Consider the following 16603-nt stretch of genomic DNA (forward strand, 5'->3'; position numbering starts at 1 on the left):
CTGCAAATGCGATCTGGCAAAGATGTTTTACGCTTATGCTTCTTGTTCATGATGTTCAGAAGACTCGGCCTTCAGCCCAGCAGCATTACAAGCCGCTACATAAGCAAGACCGGCAGCCATGACGATATCATTATGTGTTGCTGTTCCCCGGAACTCACGTCCTGCACGCTCCACGGTAACTACAGCTTCCGCACTTGCACCCTCTCCGCCACTCAAGGCATGCATCTCCATATCGACAAACGCAATATCATCGGAAATGCTCTGACCAATCGCGCGAATGGTCGCATCCACTGGGCCCCCGCCAACGGCAGAGTAAGACTGTTCTCCAGCGCTTGTGCGAATGCGAACGGCGGCCATTCGATCCGTCATGCTGCCCGCCGTCACCTGCAATTCAACCAGCTCGTAATCCTGTGCAGGAATATTCATGGTCTGGCTAACCATCTGCAATAACTGGTCGTCACTGACCACTTTTTGCTGGTCCGCGGTTTCTTTGAACACCTCATACAATTGCTCCATCTGTTGCTCATCCGGCTCAAAACCGTATTTGCGAACCCGATCCTTCAGGGCGTGACGACCGGAGTGTTTGCCCAGAATAATCATGCTGCGCGGAATACCCAGCGCTTCCGGGTCCATAATCTCATAGGTGTTCCGATTCTTCAGCAGACCATCCTGATGAATCCCGGATTCATGCTGGAATGCATTACGTCCCACCACCGGCTTGTTGTAAGCAATCGGAAAGTGCATCGCACGACTGATCTGACGCGAGGTCTCGTACAGTTGGTTCAGCTTAATGTTGGATGTCGCCCCAATCGCATCTCCCCGAGTCTCCAGCGCCATGATCAGTTCTTCCAGTGCACAGTTCCCTGTCCGCTCTCCGATACCATTAATGGTCACTTCAATCTGCGAAGCACCATTAGCAATGGCAGCCAGGCTATTGGCTACGGCCAGGCCCAGATCATTATGACAGTGGGCACTATATCGAACCTGATCGCCGCCTCTTGCACCTTCGCGTACCCTGCGGAACATCTCTCCATACTCGTGTGGCAGAGCGTAACCCACGGTATCCGGCAGATTGATAATGCTGGCCCCTGCTTCAATCGCTACTTCAACCATCTCGATCAGATCATCCATTTTCGTCCGAGCCGCATCCATCGCGGTGAACTCTACAATGTCCGTGAACTGTCGTGCATAAGACACCATCTCACGGGCTGTAGCCACCACTTCACTGCGCGGACGACGCAGCTGATGCTCAATATGAATATCGGAAGAAGAGATAAACAGGTGAATTCGGCGCCGTGCTGCATCCGCTGTTGCTTGAACCGCTGCATCAATGTCGCCTTTGACTGCACGTGCGAATCCGCAGATCTCCACATTCTGCAACTGTCTCGAAATCGCCTGAACCGCCGCGAACTCACCCGGACTGGAGATCGGGAATCCAGGCTCAATGACGTCAATACCCAGAGAAGCCAGTTGGTGCGCCAGTTCGATCTTTTGCTCAGGTTGCAGACTTGCTCCCGGTGCCTGTTCTCCATCACGCAGCGTTGTATCAAAAATTTCAATCATGCGTTTGTTATTAGTCGTTGTCATATTCATCAACCTCCATCAAATTGTGAAATGTTCATCCTGTTCCTCATCACAACAGAGTGTACGTCGACTTACACCCTGACCTTCTGACTTTTTAATGCTCCATATGGTTCATTCCATTGCCCACCCTGCTGCCGGCAGCAAACACAAATAACCCGCCATCTCATATAAGAGACGGCGGGTTATTATCCCCTCCGCGGTACCACTCTCGCTTGATGGGCCAGGCTTGCGCCGGACTCCATCCACCTCGTCGTCTCCGAGATCCGCTGGATTGTGCTGCAAGCACAACACCACTGGAATTCGGAGAAACACCCTATAACGGGGGTTAACCGTTGTTATGTAATCACATGACGTTGTCCATTAGAACAACTGGACGAGCATATCGTCCCCATGCTTCCACAACCCTGTTCCCGGGCGAGATTCGAATGATTCCAGCCACTGCGTCGCACCACCCCGCAGCTCTCTGAGCGCTTTATCGTTCTACTGCTCCCGTTCATCACATTTATGTTATGAACCTAACTTTCTTCAGCCTTTTAGATATCAAAAAAGCCTGCCACCTCATGCAATAATGCAAGAGACGACAGGCTGTTCACCTTCGCGGTACCACTCTTGTTGACTTTCTTCCTGTTCATTCAAGAGAACCCCTGAATGCTTTCGCACATCCGGATCACTTGAAGCAGCCTGAAAGCCCCCTCAGTTATTGTCGGTCAATCGTTGTAATAACAGTCCTACCGACAACGGCCCATTCACGGAGGCAACCCGTAACCATGTACTTTGGGCCATGATCGGCCTTCGGATTCTCCCGGGGAGTCACCGTGTTCCATCGTTCCGCTTCCAGGTGAGTTTCAGGTTTCCTTCGACTGCGTTGCACCACACCGCAGCTCTCTAAGACCGGGAATGACCTTACTGTTCCTGTTCATTGCGTTTATCAGTTCAGGAATCTGAATTCCTGTTTAAATTTGTAACTAATATACATTCTTCACATCGAGGCTGTCAACTGTTAATCTCAATTTGTCTGTTTATATGGACTTAACGGACCATTCCTCCAGGGAAAGTCCCGGATCTGCTTTGGCGTCAAATTCCGAGATTTCTCCCCGCTGCCATTTCAGATAAGCGGCCGCTCCAATCATGGCCGCATTATCCGTACAATATTCCATTGGCGGGATTAACAGTTCAAGCCCTTCCTTCGTGCATCGCTCCTGTAATGCCGAGCGCAATCCCCGGTTAGCTGCAACACCACCGCATAATAACAGTTGACGTGAACCATACTCACGAACTGCTCTTACGGCTTTTTCCACCAATACTTCAACGACAGCTTCCTGAAAACCACGTGCAACCGCAGATGGCTCCAATGTTTCGCCGCGCATTTTAGCCTGATTGAGCGCATTCAGTACAGCAGACTTCAGACCACTGAGACTGAAATCGTACGAACCCGCTTCCAGCCATACCCGTGGTAAAGGCACCACATTCTCCGCTTCGGACGCCATCCGGTCCACATGCGGACCTCCCGGATACGGACAGCCCAGTGCACGGGCTACTTTGTCATACGCCTCGCCTACAGCATCATCTCTTGTACGACCAATCAGTTTGAACTTACCCTCGGATTCCATATGCACGAGTTCCGTATGTCCACCCGATACAACCAGTGCCATAGCCGGATATTGCAGTTCATGAGTAAGTCGGTTGGCATAGATATGCCCGGCAATATGATGTGTGCCAATGAGCGGTTTGCCTAGTGCCATCGCCATCGTTTTGGCCGCAACGATACCCACCAGCAGCGCTCCGACCAGCCCTGGACCCTGTGTTACGGCGATTGCACTTAGATCACGCGGACGAATGCCAGACTGCTCAATAGCCTGTTCCAGCATCAGTGTAATGACTTCAACATGCTTGCGTGAAGCCACTTCAGGCACAACGCCGCCGAATGCCTTATGGGTCTCGATCTGACTTGAGATCAGATTGGACAGCACTTCCCGCCCATCCTTAACTACAGCTACCGATGTTTCATCACAGCTTGTCTCCACCGCCAAAATATAGGATGGTGCAGAATTTATTTTTTCATTGAGTTCGTTCATGAATCCAGTACGCTTCCTTCCTCTTCGCCGCTCCGGCCTGCAGGTGGCAAATTCGCCCACATAATCATCGCATCTTCCCCATTATCGGAGTAATATCCTTTACGAAGACCCGCCGATTCAAACCCTTTTTTCTGATACAAACGCTGGGCAATGATGTTCGAGACTCTTACCTCCAGCGTCATTCGTTCCATGCCGAGATAAGCTGCTGTACTCATGATTTCGTCCATTAACTTTTCACCAAGCTTGCGTCCACGATACGCTCCCCTGACTGCAATATTGGTAATATGGGCTTCATCCATAATCGTCCACATTCCGGCATAACCAATGGCCTTGCCTTCCAATTCCATCACCATATATTTAGCAAAATGATTGTGTGTCAATTCATTTCGAAATGCTTCTTCCGTCCAGGGCAGGGTAAAGGCTTCATGTTCAATCTCCATCACATCGGGAATATCCGCGAGTGTCATGAACCTGAACTGAAGCGCTGCTTCCTGCTTGTTATTCGCCACGTTGTCCATCTGCTTCCCCTCCCCCTTCAGTCTTTGCGCAGCAGATTGGCTTCTGCTTCAGACAGCTGGGTGTAGTTCGGCACCAGCGCATGCACGTCATCACGCTGACCTGCAAGCAGCGCGGCGGCGCCAAGGCGCCCAACCCAGCGGCCTTCCAGCTCATAAGGTACGAGCTGGAGCGCCGTTCCTGCGGGGCAGTGAAGCTCCGCCGCTGCCGCAGCATGCGGGCCCGTGTCGCCGACGATCCAGACGGCTGCGGGCCGCTCTTCCGGCGCCACCTCCGCCATGCGGGCGGCGAGGGCTTCCAGCCATCCGTCCATCTTGCGGATGGCATCAGGCGCCAGACGCCGGGGCGCATCGCTCCCGGCGGAGGCAAACAGCGCGGTATATGCTTGACCGCGCCGGGCGTCCACGAGCGGAACGATCCAGTGGACAGGGGCAGCACCTGTGCTGCCCTGGTCCGCGGATGGCGTTCCGCCAGCCCCTGCTGCGGCATCCTCTGCCGCAGCTTCTGCCTTGGCGGCGAGGCCGCTGTGCCAGCCGCCCCAGGCGATGGCCTGAAGGCTGGACACCCCGGCTACGGGGATGTCCCACGCCCAGGCCAGTGTCTTCGCCGCGGTCACCGCAATGCGAATGCCCGTGTACGAGCCTGGGCCGATGCCGACAGCAATGCCGTCAAGCTGACCTGGCTGTGTGCTGCTGGCAGCCAGCAGCTGCTCCATCACCGGTACAACGTGTACCGAATGGTTACGCTCGGCCCGTTCATTGCGTTCTTCCAGAAGCGCATGATCCTCCATCATCGCAGCTGCCATCACTGCGGTGGACGTATCCAACGCCAAAAACCGCTGACGCGGCTCTTTTCGTAAATCTTCCATCATCATTTGACTCCATTCTGTCTGAACTGTCGGCACATGGCTGCATATGTCTCGCCGTACCCATCCAGTGTAATCGTTCGATCCTCTAAGCCCGTTGTTTCAATCTGCACATGCAAGTGCTCTTGCGGCAGTAATTCGGGAATGATACTCGACCATTCCACGAGACTCACTCCAGCTCCATAGAAATATTCATCAAGTCCAAGCTCATCCGCTTCTTCCAGCGAAATGCGATATACATCCATGTGATACAAGGGCAGGCGCCCTTCATATTCCTTAATTAACGTAAATGTGGGACTGCTCACCACATCACGTACACCCAAATGCCAGGCAAATTTCTGTGAAAATGCCGTTTTTCCCGCGCCCAGATCACCATCCAGAGCAATCACCATACCGGCGTTTGCCTGTTTGGCGAGTGCGGACGCGAGCAATTCTGTATCTGCAATGCCATGGGATTGATACACCCACTGCTCGTGCGTCTGATTCAATATACGCCCCACCTTTGGCGGTCCAGCCGCCTGAGATCACTTTGAACCTTATTATATCGGTCCCTTTCTTCCCCCGCAACATCGAAGGAAACAAGCGGATGGCAAACGTTCGTTAACGGGTACAACAAAAAAACCGGCACCTCTAGGTACCGGCCATGTGATGCGCATCTTTTAGCTTACATTCATTCAATGATTTCTCCACCGCTGCAGCTACCTGTCACTACTCCTCCAAGCGATCCACACGTACCGTATGGGTATTTCCCGGGTTACTGCCCACCTGAACGGTTGCCATGCCATTCGCTTCATCCACACTCTCGATCCAGACCGGATCACCTTCCAGCGTAACGGCAATGGTATCCTTCGAATCATAGATCGCTTTGGCGCGCTTCACATCCATCATCTTATTCATACTCCCCTTCCGGATCTTCGTGGTTTTCCCTAATCATGGCGTCTGTTGTGCTATCACCAATATAACCGTTGTCCTCCGTGACCTGACCGCCTCCAAGACCTTCATTCACCATCCGGTCAATATCGAGCATGAACGACTCCCGGTCGAGTGGCAGTTCTTCTGATGTCACCGCTTCCCAATTCACTGCAGCAGCGGGTGTATAGAATTCTTCAGCGCTTTCGGCTTCGGCAAGAGGATATGGAGAAAATGCATGCTTGTGTCCTTCTTCCTCATCCCGTCTGTTCTTCATATTGCACCTCCCGGCATATGTGCTGCGAGAATGACTACCTATCCCATGCCCATCTTCCTGTCGGAATTCAAGCATGTTTCTGTTATCATCCCCGAGTCTCGCCGAACCATACGAATTCATTCGTCCATAAGACGATTATCCCTCGCGCCAGATGCCCATACTATTGAATATAAATCCGTGTTCAAAAATTCCGGTTTTCAGTACCGAGAAGATGGAATAAAGCTAGAAATGGAGCAACGGAGCGTAGGCAAACTACGTGAGCAGCTACAATGTTTCGAAAGGAAACATACTTCGTAAGCCTCCCGCTTATTTCGGCTGAATTTCATATTCGATGCTGATCATGCCGCCAGACATGATTCGTAATCAAAAGCGGAATTTTTGAACAACCTTTCGAAAGGAGCCGTCCTATGCATACCGTCTGGAAAGGTGCAATCAGTTTTGGCCTTGTGCATGTCCCTGTCAAAATGTTCTCGGCTACCGAAGACAAAGACATCTCCATGCGCTACATCCATAAAGTCTGCGGCAGTCCGCTCGCTTATGTTCGTCAATGTCCCTCCTGTGAAGTGGATGTGAAGTGGGAAGAGATCACCAAAGGCTATGAATATGAAAAGGGAAAGTTCGTACTTTTCGAGAAAGAAGAATTGGAAGCTTTAAATGATTCCACCGGCAAAACCATTACCATTCTCGATTTTGTGGACTTAAATGAGATTGACCCGATTTATTTCCAAAAAACATATTATCTGTCGCCCGATCAAGCTGGAGGTAATGCCTATCAGTTGCTAATGAATGCCATGAGAGATACAGGCAAAATTGGCATAGCTAAAATTTCCATTCGCTCGAAGAGCAGTCTCGCTGCCATACGTGTGCTGGAAGATTGCCTGTCCATGGAGACGATTTTCTATCCGGACGAGATTCGTCCTGTCTCCCAGGTGCCCAACCTGCCAGAAGTGCAGATTGTGAATGAGAAGGAACTCACGATGGCAAAGCTGCTGATTGACCAACTGTCCACGCCTTTTGAACCCGGTAAATACACCGATGACTATCGCAGCAAACTGCTGGATCTTATTCAGCACAAAGTGGCAGGCGAAGAAATCAAGATTGCTCCAGCCAAACCTGAAGCCAATGTGATGGACTTGATGGCAGCATTGCAGGCAAGCATTGAGGCTGTGAAGCCCATTCCAGCTGACCCTGGGACAACAACCGCCAAGCCCAAGAAACGTGCCCCGCAAAAAGCACCTGCTCAAGCTGTTGCCGGGGGAGAATCCGATGCACCTGCTCCAGCCAAAAGAAAAAAGGCCACACCCAAACCAAAGGTTTGATTGTCGCTTAGGCAAGAACGATTCCGTTATATGCCATGTAATGAGTTCAACTCAGGTCCGGCTTCGCAGTCGGATTTTTTTGTTTTACGGAACTAATTAGAACAATTCTTGTCAATAAAAACGTCAGCTATATTTGCAAATACGATTGACGAAAGGTGATTTATATTTTATATTAACTTATGAAAAGTAACTTATTTATGAATATACAGTTAATCTGCATTTTACTTCAGTCAAGTGCAATCCAACAATCCAATTTCAACTCATATACGAACCAAAGGATTAGCCATATTATCTAATAATCAGGAGGAAACAACCATGAATACTGCATATCAAATCCCTGCCACGACCCATCTGGGTGAAGTGAGTCTACGAATTATGAACCTTGACCGTTCGATCCAGTTTTATACCGATGTGGTTGGCTTGAAATTGCTGGAGCGGAGTGGCAAAGTAGCTACATTGACAGCCGACGGAAAACAGTCTCTGCTGCGATTGGAAGAATTGACGGATGGAATTACCCTGCCTGAACGCTCACACGCTGGCTTGTATCATTTCGCCATCCTGCTGCCGGACCGTAAGTCTCTGGGTCTCGCTCTTCGTAATCTGGCTGCATCCGGTATTGAGATTGGACAAGGCGATCACCTCGTCAGTGAAGCCTTCTATATCTCCGATCCCGACCAGAACGGGATTGAGATCTATGCTGACCGGGCACGAGATACCTGGAAACGGGATAGCGACAATAATTACGTGATGGCAAGTGATCCTGTAGATGTAGAAAGTCTGTTTGCCCTATCGGAGAATGAACCTTGGCAGGGGCTGCCTACTGGCACAGTCATTGGTCACGTACATTTCCATGTCCGTAGCCTGGAAGAGTCACGCAACTTCTACACCGGTGTACTTGGTTTCGATATCGTGGGCAACTTCGCCAACATGTCTGCGCTGTTTGTTTCCGCAGGCGGTTATCATCACCATCTGGGACTCAACATCTGGGCAGGATCGAATGCACCTGTCAATCCGGATAACGCTACAGGAATTGACTACTTCACCATTGTTTACGCCACAAAGGAAGAAGTTGAACAGGCACTTGAACAATTGCGTCAATCCGGCGCAGCCGTTACACAAGTGGAGGATACCTGGTTTACAGTAGATCCACAGAACATCCGTGTACGTCTAACAACTGCGAATTGATTTTTTTAGCACACACTATCATTATGAATAATTTCATAACACAAGCCCGAGTACCTGATTTCTCCACATCACAGAGAGATCGGATACCCGGGCTTTTTAGTTCGCTTTTTATAAGACTGTCCACATTAGTGCATCCTAACGACTACTCCGACAAGTTAGATTAAAAAATATGGATAATCGAAAAAACGTATGATGTATAGGCTGTCCGCTTCTCTAATGCTCCGGACGAGAAAGGAGTTCTCCATGTTCAAACCGTTGATTCCATTCGAACCCATATCCCGGGATACCTTACCCACAGGACCGCAATGGATTGCCCAGGTCAAGTGGGATGGCGTTCGCATGCTTGCCTATGAGGACGGGCAGGAGCTACGCCTGGTGAACCGCAGATTACATGAAAGAACCGCACAATATCCCGAACTGGTAACACCACGTAATCTATGCTCCGGTTCCTCGTATATTCTGGATGGAGAAGTGATTGCACTGGACCCGGACACCGGAAAACCTTCTTTTTATCATGTTCTGCGGCGGGATCGTATGAGCAGACCCGAAGGCATCGCCCAAGCCGTACATCAGATTCCGGTTACTTATATGGTATTTGATATCCTGTTCTATGAGGGGAAGTGGGTCACAGATCAGCCATTGGCCGATCGACAACGTCTGTTGCACGAGGTTCTCAACGCTGCTCCACATGTTCAAGAGGTGACGAATACAATTGATGCGGCTTCCCTGCTTACGGTCATGAGACAGCACCAGATGGAAGGAATCGTCTGCAAGGATCTAACAAGCAGCTATGGCATTCAAGGCAAGGATCAGCGCTGGCAGAAGGTCAAAATCATGCATGATGTATATGCCATGATCGGGGGTGTCACTTACCGGAGCGGTATCGTGAATGCCGTTGCGATTGGTGTATATGATGGGCCTGATTTTGTCTATATTGGTCATGTCGGGACTGGCAAGCTGAACTCCAATACCTGGCGGGAACTTACGCATCAGATCGAACCTCTGATCAGGCAGGACAGGCCATTCCATAATATACCCGAGCGCAGTGCGGAGACTACCTGGGTTGAACCACGAATAGGTGTGAAAGTTCAATATATGGAACTTACACATCATCGCACATTGCGTCATCCGAGTATTCAGACCTTCGCGGATGTAACCCGCGAGGATTGCCTGGCGAACCAGCTTCTTCCATGATGAAGAGATCAATTACACATATAGGAGGTGTTCTGTTATGGCCCCCAAGATCCAAGGAACCATCATAATAGAAGGCACTGAGTTAACGGTCACGAACCCGGACAAGCTGTTATGGCCGGATGCGGGTGTCACCAAAGCCATCTATCTGCAAAAGCTGGCTGCCCTGGCTCCCTATCTGCTCACGTATACAAGCAATCGACTGCTCACCACCATAAGGTATCCTCACGGCGCTGGAGGGACATTTTTCTATCAAAAGAATGCCCCTGAGCCTGTCCCGGATTATGTTCGGACTGAAGTACATGACGGTATCCGCTATGTGGTCATGAATGGACTACCCGAATTATTATGGCTTGGCAATCTGGCTGCACTTGAATTCCATCCTTCCTTGCATGCGATCGGAAGCACTCTGCCCTGTGAATGGATGATTGATCTGGACCCCTCTCAGGAACATGAACCCCGGATCATGCAAGCTGCACTCATCGTTGGCGAAACCCTGACTTCCCTTGGTCTGCGGTCCATTCCCAAAACTTCAGGTGCCACAGGCGTTCAGATCATCGTTCCGATTATTCAAGGTGTAACCTTTGATGAATTGCGGGATATCGGTTATTTTGTAGGCAAATATGTCACTCAGAAGCACCCGGATCTGTTCACACTGGAACGACTCAAAAAGGACCGTGGAGACCGGATTTATTTTGACTACCTTCAGCATTACGGTGGCAAAACCCTGGCAGCCCCTTATACACCACGCGCCAAATCCGGCGCCACTGTCTCTACTCCACTGACTTGGGATGAGGTACGTAACAACGTCTCCATTCAGGATTATCATCTGATGAACATTATTGAACGACTGAATACAACGGGCGATTTGATCGCAGCAGTAGACCCCCAACCCGTTGAGCATATCCTCAAGCACTTGAAGAAAAAATAGCCGACCCCCTCATCACAAGGGTGCCGGCTATTATCATTCATGCGTATGAACATCGCTAATGGATGCCTTTTTTCTTGAAACGTCCGCCCTTCACATCATGAATGTTACCGATAGCCACAAAGGCTTGCGGGTCCCAATCTTCAACGATGGTCTTCAGCTTCGCTTCTTCCAGTCGGGTAATTACGACAAAAATGATCTTCTTCTCGTCCCCGCTGAATCCGCCCTCTCCATCAAGGAAAGTTACACCACGACCAAGACGGTCTGTCAGGGCTGAGCCGATATCACGATACTTCTCACTAATGATCCATACCGATTTGGACTGGTCAAGTCCTTCATTCACGATATCAATCATCTTCATCGCAATGTAATATGCAATCATGGAATACAGGGCATTCGGCCAGCCGAATACAAATCCTGCTCCTGCGAAAATAAATACGTTAATAAACAATACGATCTGTCCTACAGACAAAGGTGACTTCTCACTAAGCAGGATGGCCACAATCTCCGTACCGTCCAGCGAACCACCAGAACGAATCACGAGTCCAACCCCCACACCCAGGATCAATCCGCCGAATACAGCGCCAAGCAATGGCTCCCCTGGTGTTAATGCAGGCACGCGGTGCAACAATGCAGTTCCTATGGACATCACCACGATCCCGAGCAGGGTTGATAACGCAAATGTTTTACCAATCTGTTTGTAACCCAGAATCAGGAATGGCAAGTTGAGCAAGGTCAGGAATATTCCGAGCGGCAGATGCGTTAGCTCTGACACCATAATCGAAATCCCTGTAATTCCCCCATCAATGACGCCATTGGGCACAAGGAATATTTCAAGTGATACAGCCATCAGTGCAGCACCAATCAGAATCATCACAATACGTTGCAGCAACTTTAATGTAAACACCGAGCTTTTGACGCCCCGGTCAGGCTTGGATGTCAGTTCTTTAACCGTTACATTGGACATGGTATCCCCCCCGTTGGATCAGTATGTGAATCCATTTCATAAATCATTTAAATACTCCACGGGGAACTTAATATAGAGAACAAAAAATGGATTCTATACGTACCCTGTCAGTACGAGCACAAGCACCTAAAGGCTATATGAAATGGATTCAAGATTGTCTTAATTCCGGTTTACACTTTCAAAAGAGAGCAAAAGGGAGCCTGTTTTCCCGCAGACTCCCCTCCTTCGCCAAGACATGATTTATATATCTATTATATCATAAAAGATCAAAATTGAGCAAAATAGTTAGCAAAAAGAAGATAAATTCACAAAAAGTGAACTTACCTTCAGAAATCTGGCCTAAATCAGCTAAAGAAGCGGAGAAAGCATCCGAGATAGTATTTCTGCCCCTTTTTGTCGTCGTGAGCGGCCCTGAAAAACCTTTAGGTCGATCTTGCTGGATACTGAAAGATCACGTTCAAAATCCGCCACCAGCCGATCCATCGAGGAGGACTCAAATAGTACGGCTGTCAGTTCAAAGTTGCAGAAAAAACTGCGCATATCCATATTGGCTGTCCCTACGCTGGCGAGCAGTTCATCCACAATCATGACCTTGGCGTGTATGAATCCTTTTCGATACTGATAAAACTCTACCCCTGCCAGAAGCAATTCCTCCACGTAGGAGACGGATGCGAGATGAACAAGACGTGAATCAGACTGGTATGGAATAATAATTTTAACGTCTACACCGCTGACAGCTGCGGTTTTGAGTGCTTCGTACAGTGCTGGATCCGGAATAAAATAAGGGCTCGTAATATAGATGCGATCACAGGCTACGGAGATGGCACCGAAACACATTTCCTGAATGGCATCCCAGTCCTGATCAGGCCCACTGGCCAGGATCTGAATTCGCTCCTGGCCACTGCATATATGCGGCGGAAAGAGATCTATCAGTTGGGATTTAGTAATCTGCTCACCCGAAGCCAGCTTCCAGTCGTTCAAAAATGTGTTTTGCAGGAAATATACAGCGTCGCCTTCAAGCTGCACATGTGTATCCCGCCAGAATCCTACCTTCGGGTATTTCCCAAGGTAATCATCCCCCACATTAATGCCGCCCACGAATCCAACCTTTCCATCCACGACAATAATTTTACGGTGATTCCGGTAATTGACCCTTCGATCAATCGTGGCAATCAGTGGAGGAAGAAAGTAATGGAATTCAACTCCAGCGTCCTGGAGTTCACGAATAAATCCCCTGCTCATTTTGTGGCTCCCCAATCCATCACAGATAAACCGGACCCTGACTCCCTCCTGTGCCTTGCGGATCATCACTTCCTTAAACTTGGTACTGATGGCATCATCCCGAAAGATGTAAAATTCCACATGCAAATGATGCTTCGCCTTCTCCATCTCCTTCAGCATGGCTGGGAAGGCCTCTCTGCCATTGGTTAGCACTCGGCTTCGGCTGCATCCCGTTATAGGACTTTCCGACAGATGAGACAACAGATTGAATAACCGCTGTTGGTGCAGAAAGCGATTCTCCGGCATGTCTGTTGCCTTTTCCACAATGTGAGCCTGTTCCCAAATGGTTTCCCGAATCTCTCTGAAAATTCTCGACCCTGCTTTACGAACCTTTTTTCTTTTGTTAAAGTCTTGTGCCACAAAGTAATACACAACAAAACCAATTGGAGGTACACAAAACAATATAAATAGCCAGGCCACCGCTTTTGACGGATTCCTGAACTCCAGGATTAAAATGGTGGCTGCCTGAAAAATGAATATGATTAATATGATGACCAGCCAAAACATTCGGCTTCCCCCTTGGTGACAATCTCTTCGTTTTCCTCACTTACACAGCTTTGACGATTAAACCTACAGCTAATCATAGATACCCAATGTAAGCCCTGTTCGTAACGTTTACTTAGATAAAACTTTACATAAGCACGCGGAATACTTGATTCTGGTAATCGTAATTTCTACTCCTTGGTTGTATATTCTGACTGTGTTCCCTTCTACATATCAAATTAATGATGGAACAGAACCGCATGGTAACAGCAATCTGCTCAATCTAGCTTCCAGACTCTTCCTCTTTTCTTTGTCGGGAGGTGGTCTTCTTACGTAAAATTAGATATAATACTCGTTAAAAACTTATTACCTAAAGGAGAAGAGCAGTGAATGGAAAGTGAGAGGTATGCGTTAAATTTAGTATTGGTTGCGTTTTTGATAGGACTTTCGGCGTTTTTTGTTGCAGTGGAATTCGCTCTGGTACGGGTTCGACCGAGCCGGATCGACCAAATGATTGCAGAAGGAAACAAGCGTGCGCTGGCTGTTAAACAAGCCGTTGCCAATCTGGACGGATATTTGTCCGCCTGCCAGCTTGGAATCACGATCACATCTCTGGGACTGGGTTGGCTGGGTGAACCGACGGTAGAGAAGATTCTCCACCCTGTGTTTGAAAGCATGCAAATTCCTGAGGCGGTTTCTTCATTCTTATCGTTTGTTATCGCGTTTGCTTCCATCACGTATCTGCATGTTGTGGTTGGTGAACTCGCTCCAAAAACGATTGCAATCCGGAAAGCCGAGACTGTTGCACTGCTGACGTCTACACCTATCATCTGGTTTAACCGAATTATGTATCCTTTTATCTGGCTGTTAAACGGCTCAGCGAACCAACTGGTGAAACTGTTCGGAATCAAACCTGCTTCCGAGCATGAAGATGCACACTCCGAAGAAGAGTTGCAGATCATTATTAATGAAAGCTTTGAAAGTGGTAAAATCAACCAAGCCGAGTTCGGTTATGTAAGCCGGATCTTTGCTTTTGATGAGATGCTAGCCAAAGAAATTATGGTACCCCGGACCGATATGGTCTGCCTTTATGTGAATAGAACGAACGAGGAAAACCTAGAGATCATTCGTGAAGAGCAATATACCCGTTTTCCAGTAGTTAATGAGAGTAAGGACGATATTATCGGTATCATTAATACGAAGCAATTCTTCCTGGAACTTTACGGAAATGATGAACCTGTCGATCTGTCTTCCCTGATTCAGCCTGTATCTGCTGTTCACGAAACAACTCCTGTGAAGGACTTGCTCAAGAAAATGCAGAAGGATGGCGTACACATCGCCGTGCTGGTCGACGAATATGGAGGAACTTCCGGAATTGTAACCATCGAGGATGTACTTGAGCAGATTGTTGGTGAGATCCGCGACGAGTTCGACGCAGACGAAGTGGAGGATATCCAGGTCATCAATGAGAACTATGTCATTATGGATGGCAAGGTTTCCTTATCGAAGGTAAACGACATGTTCATGTCCAGCCTGGATGCAGATGAGTGGGATACCATTGGCGGATGGCTCTATAGCCATCGTCCCGAGATGAACGAACAGGAAGAATATGAGTTCGAGAATCTGATCTTTGTTTTGCTGGAAAAAGACAAGAATCGGTTCTACAAAGTGGCCGTTGTTCCCAAGGAACCACTGACCATGTCTGATTACACCGATGAAGATGAGAAAAAGGCATAGTTGGGCTAAATAAAGCAACTTTATATATAAGAAAGAAGAGCACTTGCCTACATGGGTAAGTGCTCTTCTTATTATATATTATGTGATTCAAGAGCAAACATTAGTGGAGACACATCTCAGAGTTGTATTACACATTCCATTCAGAGTTCCGTCTTATCCTCGACAATCCGATAATGGATTCTGCGAACTATAATTTTCAGAATCATATATAACGGAATAACAATAATCATGCCCAAGATATTTCCCAGATCGGCACCTACGAGGAGCAAGATAACGGTAGTCAGTGGATGAATATCGAGCTGCTTGCCATAGACGTAAGGTGAGATCAGGTTATCCTGAATTTGCTGTGCGATCACAATAATGACCAGTGACCAGATCGCCATCGAAGGTGATTCAATAAACGCGACAATAACAACCGGGATAGCTGCCAGCAAAGCTCCCACATAAGGAATGAAGTTTAGGATAATGGACACGACGGTCAGCAACAATGCATAAGGCAAACCTAAAATGAGAAAACCGATGTACATCAGAATCCCCAAGGCTACATTAACAATAACCCGGCCGACGATATAACTGCTTAGTGCTTCATCGATCTCATGAACGGTTTCTTCTCCATCCTTGCGATAATGTCTCGGCAATAACAAGGTTAGATTCGTCCCAAACTTGCTTCCCTCCTTGAGCATGTAATAGAGCATGATCGGGAACGTTGCCAGGATAATAACCAGATTGGATACCACCGAGAATAACCCGGAGACATAATCGGTGACCTGAGTGATTCCTTGGCTCAGATAATCCGATAATCGCGCGAACAGATCGGAGTCCTTCGGCAGATACTTGGAGACAAAACGATTATTCTCAAGTCCAGCCAACTGATCGCTGAGCGAAGCAACCAACGCTGGAGCATTCTCCACAAAATTCATCAGTTGTTCACGCAAGGAAGGCCATACGAGCACACTGAAACCTGCAAGCATTAATGCAATCACGACATAAATAATCAGAACCGACAATGCACGTTTGATCTTATGCCTTTCCATATAATCGACGAGCGGGCGCAGCAGATAATAGAAAAAACCAGCAATCAGTAGCGGAATGATGATGATGTGAATCAGTGAGGTCAAGGGTCTGAAAATAAAGTTTACTTTATCCCCCAGATACACGATGAGCAGCAGCAGAATAATCGCTGTGCATATGCGGTAGAACTTGTTATTTATCAAGAAACGTGATCCCTCCATGCGCTGCTCTGCCAAAGTGACTGCGGCGGTGATATGTATATCTAGTCATTTACT

The 16603-nt window shown here is 48.5% G+C and carries 15 protein-coding genes and 1 other annotated feature; of the genes, 5 read left to right on the forward strand and 10 right to left on the reverse strand.

Features of this window, described 5'->3' with window-relative positions:
- Positions 1–33: 33 nt before the first annotated feature.
- From AC4G47_RS23610 to AC4G47_RS23640, 7 genes are all read right to left on the reverse strand, one after another.
- Positions 34–1587, reverse strand: coding sequence for a 2-isopropylmalate synthase (locus AC4G47_RS23610; RefSeq protein WP_491102988.1), 1554 nt, complete (start codon positions 1585–1587; stop codon positions 34–36).
- Positions 1588–1751: 164 nt separating this feature from the next.
- Positions 1752–2090, reverse strand: a binding site (T-box leader).
- 513 nt (positions 2091–2603) lie between these two features.
- On the reverse strand, positions 2604–3659 hold the full coding sequence (tsaD, locus tag AC4G47_RS23615) for a tRNA (adenosine(37)-N6)-threonylcarbamoyltransferase complex transferase subunit TsaD (RefSeq protein ID WP_145320526.1): 1056 nt from the start codon (positions 3657–3659) through the stop codon (positions 2604–2606).
- Positions 3656–4177 carry a ribosomal protein S18-alanine N-acetyltransferase gene (rimI, locus tag AC4G47_RS23620; RefSeq protein ID WP_491102990.1) on the reverse strand — a complete coding sequence of 174 codons (522 nt, stop codon included), beginning with the start codon at positions 4175–4177 and terminating at the stop codon, positions 3656–3658. The genes tsaD and rimI overlap by 4 nt, the downstream gene beginning before the upstream one ends.
- A gap of 17 nt (positions 4178–4194) precedes the next feature.
- Positions 4195–5046 carry a tRNA (adenosine(37)-N6)-threonylcarbamoyltransferase complex dimerization subunit type 1 TsaB gene (gene tsaB, locus AC4G47_RS23625; protein WP_491106774.1) on the reverse strand — a complete coding sequence of 284 codons (852 nt, stop codon included), beginning with the start codon at positions 5044–5046 and terminating at the stop codon, positions 4195–4197.
- On the reverse strand, positions 5046–5528 hold the full coding sequence (tsaE, locus tag AC4G47_RS23630) for a tRNA (adenosine(37)-N6)-threonylcarbamoyltransferase complex ATPase subunit type 1 TsaE (RefSeq protein WP_491102992.1): 483 nt from the start codon (positions 5526–5528) through the stop codon (positions 5046–5048). The genes tsaB and tsaE overlap by 1 nt, the downstream gene beginning before the upstream one ends.
- Before the next feature lie 220 nt (positions 5529–5748).
- The gene (locus AC4G47_RS23635; RefSeq protein WP_491106775.1) at positions 5749–5925 is read right to left on the reverse strand and encodes an H-type small acid-soluble spore protein; all 177 of its coding nucleotides are present in this window, start codon (positions 5923–5925) and stop codon (positions 5749–5751) included.
- A 4-nt stretch (positions 5926–5929) separates the two neighbouring features.
- On the reverse strand, positions 5930–6226 hold the full coding sequence (locus tag AC4G47_RS23640; RefSeq protein ID WP_491102994.1) for a hypothetical protein: 297 nt from the start codon (positions 6224–6226) through the stop codon (positions 5930–5932).
- Positions 6227–6633: 407 nt separating this feature from the next.
- Here AC4G47_RS23640 and ku point away from each other — a divergent pair, with 407 nt between their 5' ends.
- From ku to ligD, 4 genes are all read left to right on the forward strand, one after another.
- On the forward strand, positions 6634–7545 hold the full coding sequence (gene ku / locus AC4G47_RS23645) for a non-homologous end joining protein Ku (protein WP_491102995.1): 912 nt from the start codon (positions 6634–6636) through the stop codon (positions 7543–7545).
- A gap of 315 nt (positions 7546–7860) precedes the next feature.
- The gene (locus AC4G47_RS23650; RefSeq protein WP_491102997.1) at positions 7861–8730 is read left to right on the forward strand and encodes a VOC family protein; all 870 of its coding nucleotides are present in this window, start codon (positions 7861–7863) and stop codon (positions 8728–8730) included.
- A gap of 243 nt (positions 8731–8973) precedes the next feature.
- A complete protein-coding gene (locus AC4G47_RS23655) occupies positions 8974–9924 on the forward strand; it encodes an ATP-dependent DNA ligase (protein ID WP_491102999.1) in 951 nt (316 codons plus the stop codon).
- A 37-nt stretch (positions 9925–9961) separates the two neighbouring features.
- Positions 9962–10852, forward strand: a complete 891-nt coding sequence (gene ligD, locus AC4G47_RS23660; protein ID WP_491103000.1) for a non-homologous end-joining DNA ligase — start codon at positions 9962–9964, stop codon at positions 10850–10852.
- A 55-nt stretch (positions 10853–10907) separates the two neighbouring features.
- Here ligD and AC4G47_RS23665 read toward each other — a convergent pair whose 3' ends face one another.
- Both AC4G47_RS23665 and cls read right to left on the reverse strand, forming a co-directional pair.
- A complete protein-coding gene (locus AC4G47_RS23665; RefSeq protein ID WP_458125693.1) occupies positions 10908–11816 on the reverse strand; it encodes a YitT family protein in 909 nt (302 codons plus the stop codon).
- Between the two features lie 348 nt (positions 11817–12164).
- Positions 12165–13604 carry a cardiolipin synthase gene (gene cls / locus AC4G47_RS23670; RefSeq protein WP_491103002.1) on the reverse strand — a complete coding sequence of 480 codons (1440 nt, stop codon included), beginning with the start codon at positions 13602–13604 and terminating at the stop codon, positions 12165–12167.
- 366 nt (positions 13605–13970) lie between these two features.
- Between cls and AC4G47_RS23675 the strand changes: the two genes are divergently transcribed.
- The gene (locus tag AC4G47_RS23675; RefSeq protein WP_458125691.1) at positions 13971–15317 is read left to right on the forward strand and encodes a hemolysin family protein; all 1347 of its coding nucleotides are present in this window, start codon (positions 13971–13973) and stop codon (positions 15315–15317) included.
- Positions 15318–15457: 140 nt separating this feature from the next.
- Here the strand turns inward: AC4G47_RS23675 and AC4G47_RS23680 are convergent, their stop codons facing one another.
- Positions 15458–16531, reverse strand: a complete 1074-nt coding sequence (locus AC4G47_RS23680; RefSeq protein ID WP_491103003.1) for an AI-2E family transporter — start codon at positions 16529–16531, stop codon at positions 15458–15460.
- Between the last annotated feature and the right edge of the window lie 72 nt (positions 16532–16603).

The sequence above is a fragment of the Paenibacillus sp. Negev47 genome (assembly GCF_058313655.1).

Excerpts from the sequence above, each read along its gene's own strand:
- ligD (WP_491103000.1), top strand. The coding sequence starts at position 9,962 with ATGGCCCCCAAGATCCAAGGAACCATCATAATAGAAGGCACTGAGTTA.
- tsaB (WP_491106774.1), bottom strand. The coding sequence starts at position 5,046 with ATGATGGAAGATTTACGAAAAGAGCCGCGTCAGCGGTTTTTGGCGTTG.
- AC4G47_RS23665 (WP_458125693.1), bottom strand. The coding sequence starts at position 11,816 with ATGTCCAATGTAACGGTTAAAGAACTGACATCCAAGCCTGACCGGGGC.
- AC4G47_RS23675 (WP_458125691.1), top strand. The coding sequence starts at position 13,971 with ATGGAAAGTGAGAGGTATGCGTTAAATTTAGTATTGGTTGCGTTTTTG.
- ku (WP_491102995.1), top strand. The coding sequence starts at position 6,634 with ATGCATACCGTCTGGAAAGGTGCAATCAGTTTTGGCCTTGTGCATGTC.
- tsaD (WP_145320526.1), bottom strand. The coding sequence starts at position 3,659 with ATGAACGAACTCAATGAAAAAATAAATTCTGCACCATCCTATATTTTG.
- AC4G47_RS23655 (WP_491102999.1), top strand. The coding sequence starts at position 8,974 with ATGTTCAAACCGTTGATTCCATTCGAACCCATATCCCGGGATACCTTA.
- rimI (WP_491102990.1), bottom strand. The coding sequence starts at position 4,177 with ATGGACAACGTGGCGAATAACAAGCAGGAAGCAGCGCTTCAGTTCAGG.
- AC4G47_RS23650 (WP_491102997.1), top strand. The coding sequence starts at position 7,861 with ATGAATACTGCATATCAAATCCCTGCCACGACCCATCTGGGTGAAGTG.
- AC4G47_RS23610 (WP_491102988.1), bottom strand. The coding sequence starts at position 1,587 with ATGACAACGACTAATAACAAACGCATGATTGAAATTTTTGATACAACG.
- AC4G47_RS23640 (WP_491102994.1), bottom strand. The coding sequence starts at position 6,226 with ATGAAGAACAGACGGGATGAGGAAGAAGGACACAAGCATGCATTTTCT.
- AC4G47_RS23635 (WP_491106775.1), bottom strand. The coding sequence starts at position 5,925 with ATGGATGTGAAGCGCGCCAAAGCGATCTATGATTCGAAGGATACCATT.
- cls (WP_491103002.1), bottom strand. The coding sequence starts at position 13,604 with ATGTTTTGGCTGGTCATCATATTAATCATATTCATTTTTCAGGCAGCC.